The organism is Actinomadura decatromicini, from assembly GCF_008121305.1.
In the GTDB taxonomy this organism is placed as follows: Bacteria; Actinomycetota; Actinomycetes; order Streptosporangiales; family Streptosporangiaceae; genus Spirillospora; species Spirillospora syzygii.
Window position 1 is genome coordinate 17,006 of the sequence record NZ_VSRQ01000008.1, and the last position, 16,963, is coordinate 33,968.

The following is a 16,963-nucleotide window of genomic DNA, read 5'->3' on the forward strand; positions in this document are numbered from 1 at the left end:
GCGGGTGGCGTTTCCGGGGGCGTCGCTGGCCGCGACGGCGCTGGTCAAAGGGCTGGTCACCGGGCTGAGCGTGCCGGTCACGGCCGGGGACGCGGCGCTGCGGCTGGCCGCGCGGGGCGCGGCCTCCGCCGTGCGCGCGCCGGTCGTCCAGCGCCCGCGCCGCGCCGTCGGCGTCCTCGCCGACCTCGCCCGGGGCGGCCCCCGGCGGCACGTGTGGGCGCACGGCGGGCGCGCGCACATCCAGGTCAACGGACTCGCCGGGCACGGGACGCGGCACCGCCGCTACGTCCACGCCCTGACCCGCGCCCTGCGCCGCCTGGACGGCGTGGACTGGGCCGAGGTCAACGCCGTCACCGGGAACGTGCTCGTCTCCTACGCGGAGGGCGACGTCGGCGTGGACGCGCTGGTCGCGGCCGTCCAGGCCGTCGAGGACGCGCACGGCGCGACCTCCTTCGACGAGCGCGCGCACTCCCGCCCGCCCGACGACGACCTGGCATGGGCCGCCGCCACGTCCGCCCTCGTCGCGGACTGCGCGGGCGTCGCCGCGGCCGTCGCGGGGCGGCTGGTGGCGCTGCCGCCGGTCCCGAGCCCGGTGCGCGCCGCCGTGTCGGCGGCCGAGGCGCTGCCCCGCGTCCGGACCGCCGTCGAGCGGCGGCTCGGCGTGGTGCGCGCCGACGCCCTGCTCGGCATCGCGAACGCCGTCGCCCAGGGCGGCGGGCAGGGCGTCGCGCCGCTCGCCGCCGACGCCGCGCACCGCGTGCTCCAGCGCTACGAGATCGGCGCGCGCCGCGCCGCGTGGCGGCGCCGCGAGCCGCACCTCGCCCGGCCGGGCGAGCTGCCCGCCGACTGCGGCCCCCGCCCCCGGCGCCCGTGCCCGCTGCCGGACGGCCCCGTCGAGCGGGCGGGGGACCGGACGGCGCTCGGCCAACTGCTCGCCGGCGCGGGCGTCCTCGCCGGGACGCGCGACGCGTCCGCCGCCGCCGAACTGCTGCTGGCGACCGTGCCGAAGGCGGCCCGGCACGGCCGGGAGGCGTTCGCCGCCGTGCTCGGCCACGACCTGGCGGGCCGCGGGACGGTCGTGCTGGACCCGGCCGCGCTGCGCCGCCTCGACCGGGTCACCGCCGTGGTCATCGACTCCGCCGCCCTGTGCGGCGCGGACCTGCGGCTCCTCTCGGCGGTCGCGGTCGGCGGCGCGCTCGACGACGGCGGGGTATGGCGCGCGGCCGGAGCGCTCCTCACCGGGCGCGACCCCGGCGACCTGGCCGGTCCCGGGCCGTGGGAGGGCGGCGGACGCTGGCGGCTGGCCCGGGCGGCGGACGCCCCGTCCGGCGCGCCCGCCGACCCCGAGGGCACGACCCTCGACCTGCTCGACGAGCACGGCGCCCGGCACGGGCGCGTGCGCGTCGGTTGCGCGCTCGACCCGCTGGCGGAGGCGCTGCTGGCGGCGGCGCACCAGGCGGCGGACGTGGTCGTCCTCACCGAGCACGCCAGCACGCGCGAGCTGGTGGCCTGGGGCGACGACTCGCCGGTGGACGCGGCCGAGGCGGCGGGCTCGGTGCGGGCGCTGCAACGCGCCGGGCACGTCGTCCTCGCCGTGTCGTCCGGGCGGGACGGCTCGCTCGGCGCGGCCGACGTCGGCGTCGCCGTGCTGCGCGCGGGCGGCCTCGCCGACTGGTGCGCCGACCTCGCCTGCGGGCCGGGGCTCGGCGAGGCGTGGCGGCTGCTGACGGCGGTCCGCCCGGCGCGGCGGGCCAGCGACCGCGCGGCGAAGCTGTCGATGAGCGCGTCGGCGCTCGGCGCGCTGCTGATCGCGGGCCGCCCGCCCCGCCGCGCCGCCCCGCTCTGGCCGCTCGGCCGGGCCGCCGCGTCGTGGCGGGACGTCCCGCCCGTCCACGCGGCGTCGCTGACCGCGATGGCGGCGAACGCGGTCGCGGCGCGGCGGCTGCGGCGCCGCCCGCTGCCGCCGCCGGTCGTCCGGGACGCCTGGCACGCGCTCACCGCCGAGGAGGCCGTCCGGCGGCTGTCCGCCACGACCGCCGGAGAAGCACGTGGAACAGGACCGCCGCCCTGGGCGCGGCTGCGGGACGTCCCGCTGCTGGACCGGGCGGTGCTCCGCCCGGCGGGCGCGGGCGCGCGGCTCGCCGCCGCCGTCCGGCAGGAGCTGGACGACCCGCTGACGCCCGTCCTCGCGCTCGGCGCGGCGGCGTCCGCCGTGGTCGGCTCCAGCGTGGACGCCCTGCTCGTCACCGGCGTCATGGCGGGCAACGCGCTCATCGGCGGCGCGCAGCGCACGCGCGCGGAGAAGGCGCTCGGCGAGCTGCTGCTGGGCCAGCAGGTCCGCGCCCGGCGGCTGCGCGCGAGCCCGCCGCCGACCGGCGGGTTCGAGCGGCTGAGGGACGCCCCGGCCGACCGGGTGGCGGCCGGGCGGCTGCGTCCCGGCGACGTGATCCTGTTGCGCTCGGAGGACGTCGTCCCCGCCGACGCGCGGCTGCTCTGGGCCGAGTCGCTGGAGCTGGACGAGGCGACCCTCACCGGCGAGTCGGTCCCCGTCGACAAGAGCGTCGAGCCGTCGCCCGGCGCCGACCCGGCCGACCGGCACTGCATGGTCTACGAGGGCACCACGGTCGTCGCGGGCGACGCGGTCGCGCTCGTCGTCGCCACCGCGGAGGCCACCGAGTCAGGCCGCGCCGCCGCCCTCGCGGGGGCGGGGGACGCCTCGTCCAGCATGCAGGCGCGGCTCGCGGAGCTCACCCACCAGGCGCTGCCCGCGACCGTGCTCGGCGGCGCGGCCGTCACCGCGCTCGGCACGCTGCGCGGGCTGCCGCTGCGGCACGCGCTCGGCTCCGGCGTCGCGGTGGCCGTGGCCGCCGTCCCGGAGGGGCTGCCGCTGGTCGCGACGGTGTCGCAGCTCGCGGCGGCGCGGCGGCTGTCCGGGCTCGGCGTGCTCGTCCGCTCCACCCGCGCCCTCGAAGCGCTCGGCCGCGTCGACACGCTGTGCTTCGACAAGACCGGCACCCTCACCGAGGGCAGGCTGCGCCTCGTCCGCGCCGTGGGCCCCGCGCCGTCGGAGGAGCGGTCCCTGCCGCTCACCGGCGCGGAGGGGCGGCGCCTGCTGCGGGTCGCGGCGCGGGCCTGCCCGCCGCCGGAGCGCGGCCGGGCCCCGCACGCCACCGACCGGGCCGTGCTCGACCGCGCCGCCGACCTGCCGGACGACCGCTGGATCCTGGCCGAGGAGCTGCCCTTCGAGGCCACCCGCGGCTACTCCGCCTCCCTCGGCCGGGACGGACGCCGGACCGTCATCGCCGTCAAGGGCGCGCCCGAGGTGCTGCTCGCCCGGTGCGTGCGCGTCCGGCGGTCCGCCCGCCGCGCCGAGCCGTTCACCGCCGACCGGCGGCGCGCCGCCGCCGCGACGGTGCGGCGCCTCGCGGGGGAGGGGCTGCGGGTCCTCGCGGTCGCCGAGCGTCCCGTCGCCGGTCCCGGCGGCCTGGACGGCGGGGTCGCCGACCACGTCCGGGACCTCACGCTGCTCGGCTTCGTCGGCATCGCCGACACCCCGCGCCCGACCGCCGAGGAGGCGGTGCGGCGGCTGCACGGCGCCGGGGTGCGCACCACCATGATCACCGGGGACCATCCGGCGACCGCCGCCGCCGTCGCCGCCGAGCTCGGCATCCCGGACGCCGACCGGGTCGTCACCGGTGCCGAACTCGACGCGATGCCCGCCGCGGAGCGGCTGCGGGCCGTGCAGCGGGCCGGGGTGTTCGCGCGGGTGTCGCCCGCGCAGAAGGTCCGCATCGTGAAGGACCTGCGCAGGTCGGGACGGGTCGTCGCGATGACCGGCGACGGCGTCAACGACGCCGCCGCGATCCGCCGCGCCGACGTCGGCATCGCGGTCGCCGGACGCGGCTCCGGGGCCGCCCGCAGCGCGGCGGACCTCGTCCTCACCGCCCCCGACACCGCCCTCATCCTGGACGCCCTGCGCGAGGGCCGCGCGCTGTGGCACAGCGTCCGCGACGCCGCCGCGATCCTGGTCGGCGGCAACGCGGGAGAGGTCGCCTTCACCGTCCTCGGGACGGCCCTCGGCGGCGACGCGCCGCTCAGCACCCGGCAGCTCCTCGTGGTGAACATGCTCACCGACATGCTCCCGGCGCTCGCCGTCGCGATCACCCCCGCCGGGCGCCCGGCGGGGACCGGCGAGGACGGCGACGCGCCGCTCGGCGGCGCCCCGCTGCGCGGCTTCACCGGCCGGGACATGCGCCGCGCGCTCGCCGTGCGCGGCACCGCCACGGCGGCGGCCGCACTGGCGTCCTGGCTGGCCGGGCGGCTGACCGGGCTCGTCCCGGGCGGCCGCCGCCGGGCGTCCACGATGGGGCTCGCCGCGCTGGTCGGCGCGCAGCTCGGGCAGACGCTCGTCGGCCGGTGGCGCAGCCCGCTCGTCCTCGCGACCTGCGCGGTCTCGGCCGCCGCCCTGTTCGCGCTGGTCGAGACGCCGGGCGTCAGCCAGTTCTTCGGCTGCGTGCCGCTCGGCCCCGGCGCCTGGACGATCGTCACCGCGTCCGCCGCCGCGGCCACCCTCGCCGCCGCCCTCGCGCCCCGCTTCCTCCAGCCGGGCCCGGCGGGGGCGGGCTGACCCGCCCGTCAGCGGTGGCCGTGGCCGCCGCGCGACGGCGTCCGGTCCGCCCACAGCGGGTCTCCGACGCCGCCCGAGCAGGGCGCGCCGCGCTCCGGGGTCTGCGGACCGCGCCGGTACACGTCGACGAAGTCGGCCAGCCGGGAGTCGGACGCGGCGGCGAGGCGGAGCTGCCGTCCCCAGGCGCTCGCCACCACCGGCGCGGGAAGGCCCGGATACGGGCTGAGCAGCAGGTAGCTCTTGCCCCGGACCAGGTCGCGCAGCGTCCGCACCTGACCGGCGGGCAGGTCGGGACGGTAGGTCACCCAGACCGCGCCGTGCTCCAGCGAGTGCACCGCGTTCTCCGCCGGCACCGGCCGGACGTAGACGCCGCAGTTGAGCGGCGACGGGGCGTGCGGCCCGCCCACCGGCGGCGTCTGCGGATAGGCGACCGGGCGGGTCGTGTGCGTCCGGGCCAGCCCGGAGTACCGCTGCACGCCCGGAATGCGGGGCTCGGACGCGAGCGACACGTGCCGGTACGCGACGACGTTCCCCGCGACGACGCTCACGGCCCCGGCGATGATCACCGCGAGCCTGAGCGGGCGGCTGGGCCTAGGCGGGCGCCTCGGCATGGTGCTCCTTCCAGTGCCCGGCCAGCTCCCGGTAGCGGGGGCTGGTCCTGAGCAGCTCGTCGTGGGTGCCCTCGGCGATCCGGCCGCCGTCCACGAGCAGGACGCGGTCCGCGCGGACGGCGCTGCCGATCCGGTGCGCGATCACGATCAGCGTCCCGCCGCGCCGCGCGAACACCGCCTCCGCGGCGCGCTCGGCGGCCGGGTCGAGATGGCAGGCGGCCTCGTCCAGCACCGCGATCGGCGCGCCCGCCAGGTAGGTGCGGGCGAGCGCGACGAGCTGCCGCTCTCCGGCGGACAGGCCCGCGCCGCCGGGCGGGAGCGCGGCGTCCAGCCCGCCGAGCCGGTCGAGGACGGGGCGGAGCCCGAACGCGTCCGCCGCCTCCAGCAGCACCGCGTTGCTCGCGCCGGGGACGAGGTACCCGAGGTTCTCGCGCAGCGTGCCCGCGAACACGTACGCCTCCTGCGGGATCAGCGACACGGTCCGGTGGCGCAGCGCGGGCGGCAGGTCGGCGAGGTCGCGGCCCGCGACGCTCACCCGTCCCCGGTCCGGGGCACGCAGCCCGCACAGCAGCGACGCCAGCGTCGACTTCCCCGACCCGCTCGGGCCGACGACCGCGACGTGCGCGCCGAACGGTATCCGCACGCTCACCCCGTCCAGGACGGGGTCGGCGGACGCCGAGTAGGCGAAGGCCAGGTCGTCGGCCGCGAGCGCGGGACGCGGCCCGAGCGGCGGCGCGGACGGCTCCGGCCCCGCCGCCGCCCGGACGTGCGGGAGCGCCTCGTCCAGCCTGCCGAGCAGCCCGAGCAGCCCGACGAACCAGCCGGTCCCGCCGAGGACGAGGAAGCTCAGCGCCGGTCCGAGGCTGAGCGCGACGTAGAAGGCGGCACCGACGATCTCCCCGCCGGACAGCCGCCCGGTGGCGATGAGCCACGGCGCCAGCGCGAGGAGCAGCAGCAGGGACGCCTCGGCGCCGAGCCCGGTGGTCAGCGACCGCAGCACGCCGATCCGCGCGGCGGCCACGTGCGCGTCGCGGGCCGCGCCGATGTCGCGGGCGAGGTCCCGGCTCACGGCGTCCTCGGCGGCGCAGGCGATGACGTCGCGGCGGGCCCGGAACACCGCCGCGACCTCGTCGGCGAGGGCCTCCTCGACGTCGATGTTCCGCCGCTGCCGCTCGACGGCCCGGCGGAGCAGCGCCCAGTTGGCGGCCAGCGACGCCAGCAGGCACGGCGCGACGATCGCGGCGGCGACGGGCTCCAGCGCGGCGAGCCCGAGTAGCGCGCCGACCGCGACGGACACCGTCATGTGCAGGTTCCGCAGGACGGACGCGAGGAGCTGCCTGATCGTCTCCACCCACTCGGTGGCCTGGAGCGTGTCGCCGCCGGGCGCCGGGGCGTCCCGGTCGAGGGCGCGGTCCAGCCCGGCCGTGACCGCCTCGTCGATCAGCCGGTCGCGGAACGGGTCGACGAACCGGGTGAGCGGCCGGAACAGGGCCGCGCCGAGCACCGCCGACACGAGCCCGACCTCGGCGAGCACACCGAGCCAGAACAGCCCGGTCGCGGGCCGCCGGATCAGGAACCCGTCGTCGAGCGCGTGCGCGATGAGCCGTCCGGACACGGCGGTCGGCGCCGCGAGGAGCACCGACAGGCCCGCCACCGCGAGCAGCTCCCGCCGGTACGGCCGGGCGCGCGCCGCGAGCTGCCGCCACCCGGCGCGGATCACCGCCCGCTGGGAGCCGTCCGCGCGTCCGGTCATCACGGGTCCCCCTGGAAGATGGCGCGGTACTCGGGGTCCCGCCAGTGCTCGGCGTGCGGGCGGAGGGCGCGCAGGCGGCCGCCGTCCAGCCAGGCGACGAGGTCGGCGGCCCCGGCCAGGGCGGGCCGGTGCGCGACGACGAGCGCCGTCCGGCCGCGCCAGGCGTCGCGGACGGCGAGCGCGACCTCCGCCTCCGTCGCGGTGTCGAGGCTGCTGGTGGCGTCGTCCAGGACGAGGACCCGCCCCGGGCGGGCCAGCGCCCGCGCCAGGCCGAGCCGTTGCAGCTCGCCGCCGGAGAGCGGGGCCCGCCCCGGCGGCGTGTCGTATCCGGCGGGCAGCCGCCGGACGAACCCGTCGGCCCGCGCCAGCCGCGCCGCGTCCTCCGCCCGGCCGGGCGCGCCGTCCGGGAGCCCGGCGGTGATCGCTTCGCGGACGGTCGGGCCGAACAGCTCCGGGATCGCGAACGCGTACACGACCTCGCGGCGCAGGGCGGGCGGGTCGGCGTCCCGGACGTCCACGCCGTCCAGCAGGACGCGGCCCGGACCCGGTTCGGCGAGCCTGCCGACCATCGCGACCAGCAGCGACTTCCCGGCGCCCGACCGTCCGACGACCGCGACGTGCCGCCCGGCCGGGACGGTGAACGTCACGCCGTCGAGGACGTCCTCGAAGCGGATCTCGCCGCGCCCGCCGGGCGGCGGCGGGCGCGGCGGGTCGGCGGCCGGGCCGGGCGCGGGCCGGTCGAGCACCTCGCCGAGCCGCCGGACGCCCGCGCCGAGGCGCGCCATGTCCACCAGCTCGTCGGTGTGGTCGAGCAGCCCGAGCGCCAGCCGCGCGTACGCCAGCGCGGCCACCACCTCGCCGAGGTCGAGCCGCCAGGTCAGCAGCCCGAACCCGAGGACGGTCAGCAACACGACCTGCTGGAGCGGGACGATCAGCCCCATCCGCCAGGTCACCTGCCGCTGCGCCGCCCAGCTCGCCCGGCCCGCCGAGCGCAGCTCCGCGAGCGGGACGAGGATCCGCCGCCGCTCCTGGTCGCGGGTGCCGCACGCGCGGATCGTCCGGGCTCCCCGGTGCGCGTCGACGATGCGTCCGGCGAGGTCGCCGCGCGCCGCCTGGTAGCGGCGCTCCGCCCGCGACGCCCGCCGGACGAACACCCGCACGACCCCGAACGCGGCCGCCAGCTCCGCCACGACCAGCGCGGCCAGCCACCACCGGACGGACGCGAGCGCGACCAGCGCGCCGACGCCCGCGCAGCCCCCGAGCGCCACCGAGATGGCGGACGCGAGGAGGTCGCCGGGCGCGACCGCGTCGGTGGAGAAGCGGGTGAGCAGCTCCCCGTCGCCGAACCGCGCGTCGCGCGGGGACATGCGGAGAGCGTGCCGGAGCAGCGCCGTCCGGTGCCGCCGCGTGACGGCCGCGGACAGCGCCGCCGCGCCCTGGTCGGCCGCCGCCGTCGCCGCGAGCCCGCCCAGCAGGACGGCCGCGAGGACGGCCAGCGGCGCCGCGACCGGGGCCCGGCCGGGCAGCGCCCCGACCACGGCGGCGAGCGCGGCGGGCGCGGCGAGCCGGCACCCGACGGCCGTCCCGCCCGCGACGGCGACCAGGGCGGCGAGCCCGGGGTCGCCGCGGGTCAGGTCGCGGCGGACGACGGCTGCGACGGTCACGGTTCGCCCTTTCTGTCTGAGGAGTGCGCCCGGGGCGGGCTGTCTGAGGGGTGCGCCCGGGGCGGGCGTGCGGCCCGCCCCGGGCGCGGTCATGGATCAGTGGAGCCCCGTGCTGGTGCGCGGGCCGATCGTCTTACCGGGGCTGCAGGTGGCGCCGCAGCTCTGGGTGCCACAGGTGTAGGTGCAGCACGCCAGGTCCGCCTCCCCGTGGAGCAGGCTCGGCTGCTCCTCGGGCAGGGACTGAAGGTCCTCGATGCTCATCGACATTCGTTTCACCTCCTCTCGGATCTCAGGAAGTCGCGGACGGCGGCCGTCGCCCGGCCGGCCTCCCCGCCGGACAGCGGGTCGTGCCCGCCGTCCGCGACCTCGACGTACGTCACGTCCGTCCCCGGGCGGCGCCCGAGGGCGAGGAACCTCGCGTACAGGGCCCGGCTCTCCCGGACCGGGACCACCTCGTCCAGCGCGCCGTGGACGAGCAGGACCGGCGCCGTGATCCGGCCCGCGAGCGCCGGGACGTCCCGGGGCCCGAGCGGGCCGGCGGGCACGCGCAGCCCGTCCAGGCGGCGGACGAGGTCGCGGACCGGGCCGGGACCCGCGGCGTGCAGCGCGGCGGCCGACCGGAACGGCGCGAGCGCGACGCACCCGCTCACCCGGCCCGGGGCCGCGCAGGCGGCGAGCAGCGCGAGGAACGCGCCGTAGCTGTGCCCGAGCACGGCCGGCGGGGCCGCGTCGCCGCGCCGTTCGCGCAGGTCGCCGAGGACGGCGGTGACGTCGTCCAGGTCGGGCCCGCCCCACCCGCCGCGGATCGGCCGGACGTGCTCGGCGCCGTAGCCGGTGCTGCCGCGCTGGTTCACCGCCAGCACGCCGGCGCCGTCGGCGGCGAGCGCGGAGAGCAGGGGGTGGAACTCGTACCGCCAGGCCGACAGCGGCCCGCCGTGCAGCGCGACGACGAGGGTCGGCGCGTGGAGCCAGCCGTCCCCGCCGTACGCGATCGCCTCTAGGGGACCCCCCGCCCCCTCGACCGTCACCACGCGGGCGGGGCCGGCGCCCGGCACGGGGACGGGCGAGGGCGGCGGGTGGCCGGGACGCAGCCGGAGCATCGCGGTGGGCGCGGTCGGCGCCGACCACGGGGTGACGATGCCCTCGTCCGTCCAGGCGGCGGGCCCGCGCTGCGCGCCCGGCGGCGTCGGCAGCGGCTCCCGGACGCGGTCCGCGATGTCGTAGACCGCCAGCTCGGAATGGACGCCGCGCTGCTCGTGCGTGAGCAGCCGCCGCCCGTCCGGGTCCAGGGCCAGCGGCCGGAGCCCGCGGTCGGACGACGTCTCGGCGGGGAACCAGAACGCCTCGTCCGCGCCGAGGCGGGCGAACCCGATCCGGTCCGCGCCGCCCGCGTCCGTCCGGACGACCAGCGCCGTGGACGCGGGCGAGTACAGCTCGGCCCGGTCGATCGTGTTCGGGCCGACGTCCAGCAGGGGGCGTGTCCGCCCCGTGGCGAGGTCGGCAACGACGGTCGCGGCGCCGCCGGAGCGGAACAGGGTGAGCGCCAGCCGCCGGGTGCCGAGCCACACGCCGTCCTCGGTGCGGCCGGGCAGCTCGCCCGGACATCGGACGAGCCGGTCCGCCGCCGTCAGCCGGTACAGCCTGGTCGTCCGCTCGTCGTAGGCGGCCAGCACGCAGCGGGTGCCCGGGTCGCCGGGCGGCGCGGGCAGCAGCCGGACCGACGGCTCGGCCGTCCGCGCCACCGTCGTCGCCGAGTCCGGGCCGACGAGCCGGAGCCGCCGGGTGCCGTCGCCGCAGCGCACCAGGACGCGCCCGCCGGGAAGGGGGAGGAGCTGGTCGGTCACGGCGGCGGACGCCCCGGTGGGCGTGACCGACCAGCCGTCCTCGTGTCGCCGCCAGATCTCGACCTGGGGCGCGGACTCGTCGTCGTAGCGGCACAGGGCGGCGGCCCATCCGCCGTCCGGGGTGAGGCGGAGGTTGTGCCGGGGCCGGGTCCAGACGTCGGCGCGCGGCGCGGTCATGCCACGTCCTCCGGCCCGGTCTGGACGCCGCCGGAGCCGGCGGGACGCGCTTCGAGGTGGAACAGGCGCGGGCCGCCGAAGCGGAGGCGCTGCAGGAAGGCGAGGTGCCCGAAGAGGCCGACGCCGTAGCCGCCGGTGACGGCGCGGCCGGTCTCGTCGGGCAGCACCGCGCGGCCGTCCCGGTCCAGGCGGCGCGCCCACAGCAGCGCCGCGAGCACCTCGGCCTTGTGCCGCCCGGTGCCCTCGACCTCGGCGAGGTCGAGCAGGAAGTCGCCGTTCCCGGCCAGCCCGTGGCAGTACGACGCGCCGCTCCGCCGCCGGGACCGCAGGACCGCCCGCCCCGCCGCCACCGCCGCGTCCAGGTACCGCGGATCACCCGTGTGGACGTGGAGGCGGCACAGGAAGCCGCCCACGCCCGAGGAGCCGTTGCACCAGTGGGCGAACGGGCGGGACGTCCCGACCCGGTCCGGCCAGTAGGCCGCGTCGCCGATCGGGATCGCCGCGCCGAGCAGGGTCTCGCCGCAGCGCAGGGCCGTCCCCAGCAGCTCGTCGCGGCCGGTGGCGCGCCCGGCGGCCAGCAGGAACGCGCCGATCCCGGCGACGCCGTGCGCGTAGCCGTACGAGCGGTACCCGGCGAGCTCGGAGTCGAACGACTCGGGGGTGCGCCACGAGACGGCGTCTCCGGTGTGCTCCGCGGTCTCCAGGAGGTGGTCGGCGCATCGGCCCGCCGCGGCGAGCAGCAGGCGGTCGCCGGTCTCCCGCGCCAGATGGAGCAGGCAGGAGCCGAGCCCCGCCAGGCCGTGCGTCACGTCCGGCACCGGCCAGGCGGTCGGCAGCCCGGACGCCAGTTCGAGGCCGAGCGCCGACAGGTCGGGACGGTCCAGGGCGCGCCCGGCGTCGAACAGCGCCCAGGCCGTGCCCGCGAAGCCGAAGTGCAGGCCCGGCAGCCGGTGCTCGGCGGCGCCGAGGTGCCGGGTGACGCGGGGCACGACCGCGTCGAGGAGCCGGGCGACGTGCCCGCCCGCGTCGCCGTCGAGGCCGAGTTCGGCGAACCGCGCCAGCACGGCCAGCCCTCCGGCGAGGCCGTGCTGGACGGTACAGGGTTCCGCCTCCGTCCCGAACCCGGTCTCCGGCCACGGCCGCTCGTCGGGGTCGGCGGGCAGGTTCGCCGCGAGATGCCCCAGCATGCCGCTGACCAGCGAACCCCAGGCGTCGTAGTCGAAACCGCCGATGGCCTCGCGCTCGGTCACGGGGCGGACGAGCGGGACGGCGCCGGACGCCATCCGCAGCACGCGCGTCAGCGGGATGCGGGTCACGGGCGCCGACCGCATCAGGCCGGTGACGATGTCGTGCGTGACCGGGTCGATGTCCGGCGGCCCCAGCGGCGGTGTCAGCAGGTGGACGATCCGGTCCTCCAGCGGATGCCCCTCCGGCCGGTCGTCGGCGAGGGACGGATCGGTCTGCGTCGCGAGGAAGAGGGCCAGGGCGCCGAGGCTGAACAGGTCGGCGGAGAAGTCGGGGGCCGCGCCGTCCCGCTGCTCGGGGGCGCTGAAACCCGGCGTCCCGCCGCCGATGCCGAACACGTCCCACCGCCCGGTGGAAGGCCCCTTCCCCTCGGCGAGCACCGCGGCGAGCTCAAGGTCGATGAGGCGGAGCCGTCCGTCGTCGGTGATCAGGACGTTGTTCGGCGACAGGTCGCGGACCACGACTCCGGCGCCGTGCACGGCCTGCAGCGTCCGCGCCAGCTGCGAGACCAGGTCGCGGACGAGCGGCCCCGGCGGCCACGCCGAGCCCTTTTCCAGGGCGGTGGCGACCTTGTCGTACAGGGTCTCGCCCGCGATCAGCTCCTCGACCAGGAAGCGGTGGCCGTCCTGCGTGAACTCGTCGACGACGGACGGGACGACGCCGAGCCCCGCGAGGTGCCGCAGCACCCGCGCCTCGTGCCGCAGGAAGTCGCCCGCGTGCCGGCCCAGCGCGTCGCTCGCCACGTGCGGCCGGGCCTCCTTGACGATCACCTCGGCGCCGGTGCGCCGGTCCAGGGCGCGGTACACGCCGCCCTTGTTGGCGTGCCGGATCGCGGACGCCACCTGGTACCCCTCCCTGAGCAGCACCGGACCGCCGCCGCCGTTCCGCGAGGGCCGCGCGGCGCCGAACGGGGGGTCCGTCCAGGGCGGCGGGCGGAAGACGCCTTCGCGCTCGTCCTCGACCAGGCCGCCGTCCGGGGTGACCAGGCAGTTCCGGTACCTCCCGTCGTTGGACAGGGCCCGCACCCCGTCGAACCCGCCGTAGCGGGCGTGGACCAGGCTGCCCTTCCGGAACGGGACGTCGGAGAGCACGGCCGGTCCGTCGAGGCCGAGGGTGACCTCGTGCAGCCGCTCCGCCAGCTCGCCCAGCACGCCGTCGTCGGCCGGGTAGACGGTGATGAACTTTCCGGAGTTGCCGCGCGGCGTCCGGAAGTCGTTCAGGTCGCGCAGATTCTCCAGCGTGCCCGCGAATTTGAACGGGGACCCGGACGCGACGATCGGCGGCAGGCACACGCGCAGCACTTCGGCCGCGGACACGATCGTCGCGGAGACGTGGAGTTTCCACCCCTGAATTCGGCGGGCCTGGGACGCGGGCCTCACATGGGTCCAGAATTCGCCCGGCTCGATCGACCACCCGTTCAGTCTGAGCCGGTCGAACTCGGCGCTCACCAGCGCCGCGGGCTCGCGCGGCGCGCCGTCCTCCGGCTCTGCGCCGAAAGCCGGAACATCCCGATCGATGAGAAACCCCGTCATTGTCAGATCCCCGTTCCAGAAAGCCGGATCCCGCCCCCGGCGGCATCCACACCGGAACCATAGGGCGCTGCGAACGCAATTGTCTTGAGTAGTCGCCGTGAGTACTTTGACTACTCAATTCCGTCGCGTGAATTACTCGGCGTAATGGCGTGCACCGCACTGCGTGGCCGCCCGCCCGCCGGTCGCGGCGCGCCCATCCGGCGTCCGCTCCGGAACGAATACCTCCATGGAAGGCCACATCAAGGGGAAATACGGGGAGGCGCGGTGCGAATGGACTGTCCAATAAGCGGGCGGGCGGACGAGATCGTCGCCGCCGAGTCCGCGCTGGCGGCCGGCGGCGTGGTCCTGGTGGGCCCGGCGGGGGTCGGCCGCACGCGGACGGCGCGCGAGATCCTGGCGCGGGCCCGCCGCGCGGGACGGGAGACCGAATGGCTCGCGGCCACCAGGGAATGCGCGTCGATCCCGTTCGGGGCGATACTCCCGCTGCTCGACCCCGGCGACGGACCGGGCGCCGCGCCCGGCGGCGACCCGCTCGTCCTGCTGTCCGGCGCGGTCCGGCGGACGGCGGCGCGGGCGCGGCGAAGCCCGCTGGTCGTCGGCATCGACGACGCCCACCTGCTGGACGACGGATCGGCCGGGGTGGTGCACCACCTGGCCGTCCGCGGTCTCGTGTCCGTGGTCGCCACGGTCCGCGACGGCGAGAGGGCGCCCGACGGAATCGTCGCCCTGTGGAAGGACGGCCTCGCCACGCGCGTGCGCCTGAACCCGCTCGGACCGGCCGCGATGACGGACATCCTGACCCACGTCCTCGGCCCGTACATCGCGGAGGCGCACCGGAGGGAGATCGCGCGAATGGTCGACGGGAATCCGCAGATGCTGGCGGAACTGCTCATCGGCGCGCACGAGACCGTCACGCGGGTGCGGGCCGGCGCCGCCTGGCTCTCGGAGAGCCGCGACGACGCGGAGGGCCCCGCGCGCATCGCGCCCGAGAACGCCGAGGCGCTTTCGGAGCTGTCGCGGCGCGAACGGGAGATCGTGCTGCTGGCCGCCGGGGGAGCGGCCAGCAAGGACATCGCCGGGCTGCTGTCCCTGTCGGTCCGGACGGTCGACAACCACCTGGGACGCGCCTACGCCAAGCTCGGCGTCTCCGGCCGCGCCGAACTCGCCGTGATCGTCGCGCCGCGCGACCACGCCGTCCGCACCTAGCGCGACCACGCCCCTCCGCGCCTGGCGGCGGCCCGGGCGGCTGCGCCGTCCGTCAACAAGCTTGCGGCGAAACACAAGCGGGCGTATCACCGCGAACCGGTACATTCACCTCGGTGCCGTCCGGCTGAGGGACGGGCCCGGCCGTCGCGGACGCGACGTCCTCGCGCAGGGGAGGATTCCAGTTGGCGACCAGCCCGTTCAGCGGCTCCGCACACCCATGGCGCCGCGGGTGAGCGCGCCGGGCGCGACCGGCCGCGTCGTGACCGTCACCGGCGAGGTCGACCCCGCCGCCCTCGGGCTCACCGCCACGTCCGTCCACCTGGTCAGCGACCTGAACGACGACGGCGACGCCGACGACGCGAAGGTGACCATGGAGGCCCTCGGCGCGCTCGCGCTCGGCCTCCGCAACCGGGACGACCTCCGCCTGACGGAGGAGATCGTCCGTCCCGAGCTGGCCGACTTCGCTGCGCTGGGCGGCGGGGCCGTGGTCGAGGCGACCGGGTTCGACCTCGCGGGCCGCGCCCCCGCGCTGGCCCGCCTCGCGCGGGCGAGCGGGGTTACCGTCGTCATGGGCTGCGGCGGACGCTCCCCGGCCCGCACGCCCGAGCTCGCCGGGACGTCCGCCGAGGGCATCGCCGAGGGGATCGTCCGCGACCTCCGTGACGGCGTGGACGGCGTCCGCGCGGGCCTGATCGGCGGGATCGACCCGCTGGACCTCGACCGTCCCGAGGACCGCGCCCTGGCCGCGGGCGTGGCCGCCGCCGCCCGCGAGACCGGCGCGCCCGTGCTCGTCGACCGCGCCGCGACCACGGCCGCCACGCACGAGCTCCTCGACCTGCTCTCCGCCGGGGGAGCCGACCTCGGCGGCGTCGCCGTCGGGGACTGCGACGGCCTCGCGGCCGACGCCGATGCCCTCGCCGGGCTCGCCGCCCGCGGCGTGTTCCTCCAGTTCGACGGGCTCGGCAGGCTCCCGACCGTGTACCGCGAGACCGACGACCAGGACGTCGCCGCCGCCGTCATGGACCTCGCCGGACGCGGTCACGCCGAGCGGGTGCTGCTGTCCCCGCGCGTCGCCCGGAAGATCGACCTGAAGTCCTACGGCGGCGGCGGATACGGGTTCGTCGCCGAGCAGTTCCTCCCGTTCCTGCGCTACCTCGGCGCGGACGACGCCCTGCTCGGCGCGCTCACGACGGAGAATCCACGCCGCTGGCTGACCATCACGGGGGACGACCGATGACCCTGCCGCCGACCATCCCCGACCTCGCCGGGAAGGCGCTCACGGTCACCGGGCCGGTCGACCCGTCGACGCTCGGCCCGGCGCTCATGCACGAGCACCTCTTCCTCGACCTGCGCCGCCCGCCGAACGCGCTGCGCCCGGGGGAGGGCGAGCCGCGGGCGCTGGAGCCGCTCGGCATCGCCACCCTGGCCCGCACCCGGCACGGCGCGGTCAACGCCGAGAACGACGTCCTCGCCGACTTCGAGGAGATGCTCGCCGAGGTGCAGGAGTTCCAGCGCGCCGGCGGCGGGACGGTCGTCGAGGTCACGAGCCTCGGCATCGGCCGCGACCCGCGCTCGCTGCTGCGGATCGCGCGGGCCAGCGGGCTCAACGTCGTGATGGGCGCGGGCTGGTACACGCCGACCTTCCACCCGCCCGGCATGGCCGAGCGCACCGTGGACGACCTCGCCGAGGGGATCGTCCGCGACATCGTGGAGGGCGCGGACGGCACCGGCGTCCGCGCCGGGATCATCGGCGAGGTCGGCGCGGAGACCGACCCGCTGACGCCCGCCGAGCTGACCAGCGTCCGGGCGTCCGGGCGGGCGAGCCGCGTCACCGGCGCCCCTGTCACGTTCCACGTCGGCGGGGTCGGCGAGGAGAAGTTCAAGGTCCTGGACATCATGGACGAGGAGGGCGTCGACCCGTCCAACGTCGTCGTCGGCCACGCCGGGACGATGGCCGTCGACCTGCCCTACGCGCGGCGGGTCCTCGAGCGGGGCGTCTTCATCGAGTTCGACTTCCTGGCGTCACCGGGCAGCCCGTGGGGGCATCTCGTGCTCCTCGGCGACCACAAGGTCGCCCGCGGGATCGCGAACCTGGTCGAGGAGGGGTACGCGAGCCAGATCCTGCTCGGCCACGACGTCTGCCAGAAGATCCAGCTCAAGCGGTACGGCGGGCAGGGCTACAGCTACATCCCCGACCACTTCCTGCCCGCGCTGCGCCGCCTCGGGGTCCCCGACGAGGCCCTCCACATGATCATGGTGGAGAACCCGGCCCGCGCGCTGACCTTCGCCGCCCCGTCCCCCTGA

The 16,963-nt window shown here is 77.8% G+C and carries 10 protein-coding genes; 4 read left to right on the forward strand and 6 right to left on the reverse strand.

The window, feature by feature from the left end; genetic code table 11:
* Positions 1-4: 4 nt before the first annotated feature.
* The gene (locus FXF68_RS32940) at positions 5-4,627 is read left to right on the forward strand and encodes a cation-translocating P-type ATPase (protein WP_222870191.1); all 4,623 of its coding nucleotides are present in this window, start codon (positions 5-7) and stop codon (positions 4,625-4,627) included.
* An 8-nt stretch (positions 4,628-4,635) separates the two neighbouring features.
* Here the strand turns inward: FXF68_RS32940 and FXF68_RS32945 are convergent, their stop codons facing one another.
* The 6 genes from FXF68_RS32945 to lanL form a co-directional block, all read right to left on the reverse strand.
* Positions 4,636-5,238, reverse strand: a complete 603-nt coding sequence (locus FXF68_RS32945; RefSeq protein WP_148766244.1) for a thioredoxin-like domain-containing protein — start codon at positions 5,236-5,238, stop codon at positions 4,636-4,638.
* Entirely contained in the window at positions 5,219-6,991 is a 1,773-nt protein-coding gene (locus FXF68_RS32950; protein WP_148766246.1) for an ATP-binding cassette domain-containing protein, read from the reverse strand. Before FXF68_RS32950 ends, FXF68_RS32945 begins: the two co-directional genes overlap by 20 nt.
* Complete coding sequence (locus FXF68_RS32955; protein WP_187438217.1) at positions 6,991-8,655, reverse strand: ABC transporter ATP-binding protein; 1,665 nt, start codon at positions 8,653-8,655, stop codon at positions 6,991-6,993. The genes FXF68_RS32950 and FXF68_RS32955 overlap by 1 nt, the downstream gene beginning before the upstream one ends.
* 96 nt (positions 8,656-8,751) lie before the next feature.
* Positions 8,752-8,922 (reverse strand): listeriolysin S family toxin, encoded by a 171-nt coding sequence (locus tag FXF68_RS32960; protein ID WP_148766250.1) that lies wholly within the window; start codon positions 8,920-8,922, stop codon positions 8,752-8,754.
* Positions 8,923-8,927: 5 nt separating this feature from the next.
* Positions 8,928-10,676, reverse strand: a complete 1,749-nt coding sequence (locus tag FXF68_RS32965; RefSeq protein WP_148766252.1) for a S9 family peptidase — start codon at positions 10,674-10,676, stop codon at positions 8,928-8,930.
* Entirely contained in the window at positions 10,673-13,453 is a 2,781-nt protein-coding gene (lanL, locus tag FXF68_RS32970; RefSeq protein ID WP_148766255.1) for a class IV lanthionine synthetase LanL, read from the reverse strand. The genes FXF68_RS32965 and lanL overlap by 4 nt, the downstream gene beginning before the upstream one ends.
* Before the next feature lie 270 nt (positions 13,454-13,723).
* On the opposite strand from lanL, the gene FXF68_RS32975 reads away from it, so the two are divergent.
* The 3 genes from FXF68_RS32975 to FXF68_RS32985 all read left to right on the forward strand — a co-directional run bounded on the left by FXF68_RS32975 (position 13,724) and on the right by FXF68_RS32985 (position 16,963).
* Positions 13,724-14,659, forward strand: a complete 936-nt coding sequence (locus FXF68_RS32975; protein WP_187438218.1) for a helix-turn-helix transcriptional regulator — start codon at positions 13,724-13,726, stop codon at positions 14,657-14,659.
* A 229-nt stretch (positions 14,660-14,888) separates the two neighbouring features.
* Positions 14,889-15,896: a phosphotriesterase family protein gene (locus FXF68_RS32980; protein WP_187438219.1), complete on the forward strand. Its 1,008-nt coding sequence runs from the start codon at positions 14,889-14,891 to the stop codon at positions 15,894-15,896.
* A complete protein-coding gene (locus FXF68_RS32985; protein ID WP_148766260.1) occupies positions 15,893-16,963 on the forward strand; it encodes a phosphotriesterase family protein in 1,071 nt (356 codons plus the stop codon). Before FXF68_RS32980 ends, FXF68_RS32985 begins: the two co-directional genes overlap by 4 nt.

Coding starts and splice junctions, on each gene's coding strand:
- FXF68_RS32945 (WP_148766244.1), bottom strand. CDS start 5,238: ATGCCGAGGCGCCCGCCTAGGCCCAGCCGCCCGCTCAGGCTCGCGGTG.
- FXF68_RS32950 (WP_148766246.1), bottom strand. CDS start 6,991: ATGACCGGACGCGCGGACGGCTCCCAGCGGGCGGTGATCCGCGCCGGG.
- FXF68_RS32960 (WP_148766250.1), bottom strand. CDS start 8,922: ATGTCGATGAGCATCGAGGACCTTCAGTCCCTGCCCGAGGAGCAGCCG.
- FXF68_RS32965 (WP_148766252.1), bottom strand. CDS start 10,676: ATGACCGCGCCGCGCGCCGACGTCTGGACCCGGCCCCGGCACAACCTC.
- lanL (WP_148766255.1), bottom strand. CDS start 13,453: ATGACGGGGTTTCTCATCGATCGGGATGTTCCGGCTTTCGGCGCAGAG.
- FXF68_RS32975 (WP_187438218.1), top strand. CDS start 13,724: ATGGACTGTCCAATAAGCGGGCGGGCGGACGAGATCGTCGCCGCCGAG.
- FXF68_RS32985 (WP_148766260.1), top strand. CDS start 15,893: ATGACCCTGCCGCCGACCATCCCCGACCTCGCCGGGAAGGCGCTCACG.